This is a genomic window from Candidatus Angelobacter sp. (assembly GCA_035607015.1).
GTDB lineage: Bacteria > Verrucomicrobiota > Verrucomicrobiia > Limisphaerales > AV2 > AV2.
The window spans coordinates 1-6,886 of record DATNDF010000070.1; the positions used below are offsets into that span (position 1 = coordinate 1).

General features: G+C 60.4%; 6 protein-coding genes. 5 read left to right on the forward strand and 1 reads right to left on the reverse strand.

Going from position 1 to position 6,886, the window contains the following annotated elements; genetic code table 11:
- On the reverse strand, positions 1–1,402 hold a 1,402-nt coding region (locus VN887_02870; protein HXT38943.1), incomplete at its 3' end, for a cache domain-containing protein.
- A gap of 429 nt (positions 1,403–1,831) precedes the next feature.
- On the opposite strand from VN887_02870, the gene VN887_02875 reads away from it, so the two are divergent.
- The 5 genes from VN887_02875 to VN887_02895 all read left to right on the forward strand — a co-directional run bounded on the left by VN887_02875 (position 1,832) and on the right by VN887_02895 (position 6,695).
- Positions 1,832–3,754 (forward strand): response regulator, encoded by a 1,923-nt coding sequence (locus VN887_02875; protein ID HXT38944.1) that lies wholly within the window; start codon positions 1,832–1,834, stop codon positions 3,752–3,754.
- 31 nt (positions 3,755–3,785) lie between these two features.
- Positions 3,786–4,025, forward strand: a complete 240-nt coding sequence (locus tag VN887_02880; protein HXT38945.1) for a hypothetical protein — start codon at positions 3,786–3,788, stop codon at positions 4,023–4,025.
- A 380-nt stretch (positions 4,026–4,405) separates the two neighbouring features.
- Positions 4,406–4,789, forward strand: a complete 384-nt coding sequence (locus VN887_02885) for a hypothetical protein (protein ID HXT38946.1) — start codon at positions 4,406–4,408, stop codon at positions 4,787–4,789.
- Positions 4,790–4,989: 200 nt separating this feature from the next.
- The gene (locus tag VN887_02890) at positions 4,990–6,240 is read left to right on the forward strand and encodes a DDE-type integrase/transposase/recombinase (protein ID HXT38947.1); all 1,251 of its coding nucleotides are present in this window, start codon (positions 4,990–4,992) and stop codon (positions 6,238–6,240) included.
- Positions 6,237–6,695 carry an ATP-binding protein gene (locus VN887_02895; GenBank protein ID HXT38948.1) on the forward strand — a complete coding sequence of 153 codons (459 nt, stop codon included), beginning with the start codon at positions 6,237–6,239 and terminating at the stop codon, positions 6,693–6,695. Before VN887_02890 ends, VN887_02895 begins: the two co-directional genes overlap by 4 nt.
- Positions 6,696–6,886 lie beyond the last annotated feature (191 nt).

Sequence of the window (6,886 nt, forward strand, 5' to 3'; positions counted from 1 at the left end):
AACGGTCCGCCGAATGGCTCTGCATCATCTGGGCAAATCCATCAATGTGCCTGAGCGGCGCCCGCAAGTCATGGGAGACCGAATAGCTGAACGCCTCCAGTTCCCGGTTGGCCGCCGCGAGTTGCGCGGTTCGGTCCTCAACCCGCTGTTCCAGTTCCGCGTTCATGCGGCTGATCTCGGCGTGCGCCCGTTCAATCTCCGCCTGTCGCGCTTCCAGCGTCTCTGCCATGGCGTCGAACGCACAGGCCAGTTGATTCAACTCACCCGTCCCCGGTGGGACGCCTGTCCGCGCTTTCAAATCGCCACCTGCCAGCCGGTTGGCCGCCGAAGCCAGGGCACTGACCGGGCGGAGGAAGAAGCGTCGAGCGTAAAACCTGGCTGAGATCAGAACCAATACAGTGACCAGCCCCAGGATGATGACATTTCGTGCGAGGGCTTCATTGGCGGCGGCAAATGAGACTTTGAGTGGAATTCCCACACTTACGAAGAGACTGGGTGATTGTCCGTCACTGATTGGAGTCGCCGCATACAGCCGTGGTATCCCGTCCACGTCCGGCGTTTCGAACACCCCCTCCCTCTGCCCGAGGATGCGCTGGACGAACTGTGCGTCCGCCATCGATCGGCCAACCCATGTTTCCGGTTCAGGATAGCGGGCCAGGACGTTTCCAGCACGATCAACGACGGTCACCGCCGCATCGGCCGGTAAACGGATTTGCGCCACCGCATCCGATAACAAGGAGAGTTTCAAGGACGCAAAGAGCACCCGCTTGAACCTCCCTTGCTCATCGAAGACCGGATAGCCAAAATTAAGCGCCGGCCGTCCCGTCAGCCGGCCCACCTGATGATCGCCGATGGAGAACCGTTTGGTTTGCAGGACGCGTTGGAAATAGGAACGGTCCGCAAGGTTGGCGGACACATTCGTCGCCGCACCATTGCAGAACAATGCTCCATTGGTTTCAATCAATCCGAAGTTCAGGTAATCGGGCGAGAGTTTCAGCAGGTTGGAAAAGTGAGTCTCACAGAACGTTCGGTCGGTTGCCAGAACGAGAAAAGGAAATTGGGTGAGCGTGGCGAGCAACTGTCGCGTGTTTTTGATGAAGTTCTCCTGGTTTGCCGCCGCCAGTTGGGAGATCGCGATGGCCCCCTCCCGAACCCTTGCCTTTTCGATTCGGCGTTGCTCCAGATTGCCGTACAGCACCAGGGCGAATCCGGGTACAACCAGCAGGAGCACCAGCAGAATCAACCGGGTCCGAAAGAGGGCGAAGAAGGGCGTGCCCGGCAGGGCACCGCTGGAGTTCCCAGGGAGATTCGACCGGTTTGTCGTGGAGGAGCGCAATGATGTATTCGTATGGAGTTGAGCCTCGTGACCGCGGAATCCTACATTTTGGGCTCTCTGAAACAAGTTATTAAGCGTTTTCGCTGGCCCCAATCGTCACCGGGTTTCGCCGGGGTGCAATAATCGCGAACTGACATCAAGTTCACGCGTGCGACAAACGTAGTATTGCGCGGGAGAGAATGGCGGCAGGGAATCGAATCGTGCAGCATGTGAGCCGCGCAGACGGTTCCCCGGAAGTGACCGCGCCGGTGTCTGTTCCCTCCCAACCGGCGCGATCACGGATTTTACCATCCATCGGAAGGCTCACTGTTCCTGAGGCCCGCTCCCGGACCTTGATCAATTCGCGGTGGGTCGGTCGCGATCATCGCGAACATTGTCGCTTAAAGTATGCAAGCCTGAAGGCGATTCGCGGTGCTTTCGTTTTGACTATTCCGTCCAACTGGCCTACACTGGCGCAAGTTCACCGAGGGATCCGAAACCATAAAGCGACTCCTTATGACTGCCCAGTCAGCGAGTTCCGAACTGCGTATTCTTCATCTGGAAGACAATCGCACAGACGCGGAACTCTTGCAGACGATCCTGGAAGCCGAAGGGGTGAATTGCGCGATTCGAAGGGTGGAAACACGGGAGGCGTTTGAGTCGGCGTTGCAGGAACAGCCCTTCGACCTGATCATCTCGGATTTCACGCTCCCTTCCTTCGATGGGCTGTCCGCGCTGGCCGTTGCCCGGCAAGTGAGGCCGGAAGTGCCGTTCATTTTTGTTTCCGGCACCATCGGCGAAGAATCGGCGGTCGAAGCACTCCGGCGTGGAGCCACCGACTACATCATCAAAGACCGGCTGTCCCGCGTGGTGTCGTCCGTGCAGCGGGCGGTGCAGGAGGCCCGGGCGCGGGCGGAGCAGCGGCACACCGACCAAAGAATCCGGGAACAGGCGGCGTTGTTGGACAAGGCTCGCGACGCCATTTGCGTCACCGACATGGATCAACGGATCACCTTTTGGAACAAGGGAGCCGAGCGCCTGTATGGCTGGAGCGCCCAGGAGGCCGTCGGCCAGAGCACGGGCGAATTGTTGTTCCGGGGCGGCGCAATACGCCCGCTAGAGGTGCTGAAACAGTTGATCCGGCAGGATGAATGGCAGGGAGAGTTGCACCGGGTGGGCAAAGACGGGCGTGAAATCATTGTCGAAAGCCGCTGGACGCTTTTGCGCGATCCCTCGGGCCAGCCCGGCTCGATTCTGGTCATCGACACGGACATCACGGATAAGAAGCAGATTGAGGCGCAATTGCTCCGCACGCAACGGATGCAAAGCATTGGCGAGCTGGCCGGTGGAATCGCCCACGATTTGAACAACGTGCTGGCCCCGATCTTGATGGTGGTCGACCTGCTGCGCGAAGAACTGGCCAGCGAGGACAGCCGGGCGATGCTGGACACGGCCAAAACCAGCGCCCAGCGCGGAGCGGAGATGGTCAGGCAGATCCTGGCGTTTGCGCGGGGAGTCACCGGGGAATTGAAACTTCTGCAGGCCAAACACCTGGTGAACGAGATGATCAAACTGGTTCGTGATACTTTCCCGAGGACCATCCAGATCAAAAGCAACGTGGCGGGAAACCTCCACCCGATACTGGGTGATGCGACTCAACTGCACCAGGTCCTGTTGAATCTTTGCGTCAACGCCCGCGACGCCATGCTCAAAGGTGGAACGCTGCGGGTCGAGGCCGAGAACATCGCCCTGGACGCGCGCCAGACCGCGATGTTACCAGAACCGGTCTCGGGGAGATTTATTGTATTGACGGTTTCCGACACGGGCTCGGGCATACCCGCCGAATTGATGGACAAGATATACGAGCCATTTTTTACGACCAAGGAAGCCGGGAAGGGCACCGGCCTTGGACTATCGACCGTGATGGGCATTGTCCAGACGCATCACGGATTCATTGAGCTGACCAGCCAGGTGGGCAAGGGAACAGTGTTCAAAGTGTATCTGCCGGCGGCCAAAACGGAAGACACCGGCTTCGTAAAATTGAGGCTTCATGCCATGCAGGCCGGACGCGGTGAGACCATCATGGTCGTGGATGATGAAGCGGCGCTCTTGGGCATCATGAAGGAGACGCTGGAGGCATTCAATTACCGGGTCCTGACCGCGACCCAGGGCGCGGAGGCGCTGGCCCTGTTCCAACAGCACTCGCGTGAGGTTCAAATCGTGATCACCGACCTGATGATGCCCGTGATGGACGGGGCGGCACTGGTGGCGGAACTGCGGAGAATCCGGCCCGAGATCAAAATCATTTGCATCAGCGGGCTGGGATCGAAAACCAGTTCCACCGACATCGAAGAATTGAACCCGCGGGCCTTTTTGACCAAGCCCTACTCCACCGAGAAACTGTTGGACACCCTTCGTGAGATCATTGCCGCCCAATGACGGGTCGCGGGCTGCCACCTCGCACGACACTATGATAAATCACAAAAAAGCCCGGCGGATATTGTGGTATGAGACCGTCGGTTTCCTGCTTCTCATCCTGCTTTCCTGGCTCAATGAGCTGGTGAGTTTGCCGCATTTGATTTTCGGCAGCGGCGAGCACTCCAATATTCACGAGGCCCTGATGGAAACCTCGGCGTTGGTGGTGGTATGGCTCATCGTGGTGCTGTTCACCAAACGACTGCTGGGACGGCTCTATTATCTGGGGTGTTAAGAGCTGCAGTGCCGTCGTAAGAAGTGCCGTTTTCTGGCCGAATTGTCATCCGAAATCCGGCTGCGTTTAGGATCGCAGTGTGGGCGAAGTGCCGTCCAGCGCCGTCCTCCCCTTTTCTCAATCCTCTTCCATTGAGTTCCGCCGTTGGGCGTGCCGTCCAAGAAAAGCTCGACGGCGATGGAGTTCCTCGGGCAGCAAGAGCGGATGTTCCACCGGCCTTTTCATTTTGTGCGCGATGAACCCGCGCTGGCAGACGTGCTTTTTCCCTCAAGCAGCAGCGCTGTCCCCGCTGCGGTCAGACGGAAACACTGAACCGGCACAGCTTTCTTCGCGGCAACGATCCCAACCAACCCGGCGGGCAGTGCCTCCGCGGCCAGCGGGTGTTTTGTTCCAATCGCGGGCAGCGCGGCGGTTGCGGACGCACCTTTTCGCTGATGCTGGCGGACGTGCTGCCGCGGCACACGTTCACCGCCGCGCGGGTGTGGGCCTGGCTGGTGGAACTGCTGGCCGGGCTTTCCGTCAAGGCGGCCACGGAAAAACTGCGCCTGTCGTTCGCGCTGGAGTCGGCCTATCGCCTCCGGCGCCAGCTGCGCCACCAACTCGCCCATTGGCGCGCGCAGCTCTGCCGCGAGCGACCGCCGCCGGCCAGCGCCTGGGCGGATCCTTTGCTGCAAACGGTCGAACATCTCCAAAGTGTTTTCGCGGGCAAGGTGTGTCCGCCCGCTGCGTTTCAACTGCATTTTCAGCGGCCGTTCCTGGGCTGAACCCGGCGTCGGGTCTTGCCCGGCACCCGAGGCTGGCCGAATTACCACCGACCGTTTTCCCGCCGCCGTTCTTTCCTCTGGGCAACAACACCACAATCCCATCCCACGTTGCGCCCACGCTCCCGTAGCCTCACTCCCGAAACCGGAACGATAGCGCCGGCAATCCCGCTGGCGAATCCGGCCACCGAAACAAATCAATTATGCGCAATCCCACTGCTTATCTGAAAATGCGGGTGCTCGGCGCCATTGACATGGCCGCGGGCAACTCCATCGCCGCCCGCATCAAATCCGTCAGCCAGATGACCTTCACCGACGAGGACGGCCACCCGCGCCGGTTCACCTGGCGCACCATCCAGACCTGGTATTCCCGCTACCAGAAACACGGCGTCACCGTCATGGAAAACCAGCCGCGCTCCGACAAGGGCAAGGTCCGCAAGGTGCCGCTCGAAGACGTGGCCGAGGCCGTCCGCAAGGTCCTGCCCAAGGTTCACGGGCAAACGCCCAGCCGGGCCCTGCTTTACCGGCTCTGCATCGAGGAAGGGCTGCTCACCCGCTCGCAAATCGCGCCCAACACCTTCCGCCGCGTGGTCAAACAATACGAACTGCTCAAGCCGGATACTGAATGTGCGAACAAACTGCGGCTGGCCTTTGCCAAGGCGCACGCCAACGAGATGTGGCAGGCCGACACGCTCTATGGCCCGTTCGTCCAGCTCAACGGCACGCCGGTGCAGACGCGTCTCATCGCCTTCATTGACGATGCCAGCCGCGTCTGCTGTCACGGCCAGTTCTTCCCGGCCGAGAATGTGGACACACTCATCGAGGCGTTGCGCGCCGCCTTTTACAAACGCGGCGTGCCGCACTCCCTCTATGTGGACAACGGCTCCATCTACAGCTCCAAGGAAATCATCCAAATCTGCGCCCGCGTCGGCTGCCTGCTCCACCACACCCCCGTGCGCGACGGCGCGGCCAAGGGAAAAATCGAACGGTTCTTCCGGACGGTGCGTGACCAGTTCCTCGTGCGGGCGCTGGACTTGAGTTCGCTGGACGCGCTCAACCGCCAGTTCACCGTCTGGGTCGAGGAACATTACAACGCCCAAACTCATTCCGTCCTGGGCATGAGCCCGCTGGACCGCTACGCGCTGGATCGCAGCCGGGTCCGGTTCCTGCCGCCCAATGAGGCCAACGACGAACTCTTCTTCGTGGAGGAAGAACGCCACGTCCGCGCGGACAACACCTTCGCCTTCCAGTCCCTTCGCTTTGAAGCCCCGCGCCACCTGCCCGACCGCACCATCCAGGTCCGCTTCGAACGCAAGCGCCCCGCGCAGCGCGTCGTCGTTTACTACAAAGGCGAACGCATGGGCGAAGCCCGGTTGCTCAATCCGGTGGCCAATGATCGAAAACCTTTGACGTCTCCCTCAACGCTCAACGCCCAACCGGCCACTGACCTATGATCCGCTCCCACTTCGGCCTCCAGCGCCATCCCTTCGACACCGAAGCCCTCACGTTGCTGGCCCACCAGCAGGAAGTCTTCGACATCCTCCGCGTCCACGCCCAGCAAGGTGGCCTCTGCCTCGTGCTCGGCGAACCCGGCACCGGCAAAAGCGTATTGAAACAGGCGCTGCTCACCCACGATCCCAAACGCCTGATCACCCCCGTGGTCAACCGCACCCTGCACACCTATCACAACACCCTGCGCATCCTTTGCGAAGCCTTCCAGATCGAGTTCACCGGTCGCGACCATCACTGTGAACGGCTGCTGGTGCAACAAGCCTTCAGCGTCCACCGCGCCGGCAAGATGCTCGTCCCCATCATCGACGACGCTCATCTCATGCCCGCCGACTGCCTGCGCAAACTGCGTCTGCTCTGCGAGGACTTTCCCCGTAAGCGTCACGCGGAGGACCTCTAGTTAAAGGAGTCATAAACGTCGTAGCGTAAGGGCTACGATGAATACGACCCAAGGCGATGAAGCGATCTTGAAGACCGATGTGCTGGGGCGGGTGAAGACGCCCGCGGCACGGCGGGAACAGTTGCTGGAGGAGTTTGAGCGCAGCGGGTTGAGCGGGCAGAAGTTTGCGGAGTTGACCGGCATCAAATATC

Coding starts and splice junctions, on each gene's coding strand:
- VN887_02875 (HXT38944.1), top strand. CDS start 1,832: ATGACTGCCCAGTCAGCGAGTTCCGAACTGCGTATTCTTCATCTGGAA.
- VN887_02895 (HXT38948.1), top strand. CDS start 6,237: ATGATCCGCTCCCACTTCGGCCTCCAGCGCCATCCCTTCGACACCGAA.
- VN887_02880 (HXT38945.1), top strand. CDS start 3,786: ATGATAAATCACAAAAAAGCCCGGCGGATATTGTGGTATGAGACCGTC.
- VN887_02890 (HXT38947.1), top strand. CDS start 4,990: ATGCGCAATCCCACTGCTTATCTGAAAATGCGGGTGCTCGGCGCCATT.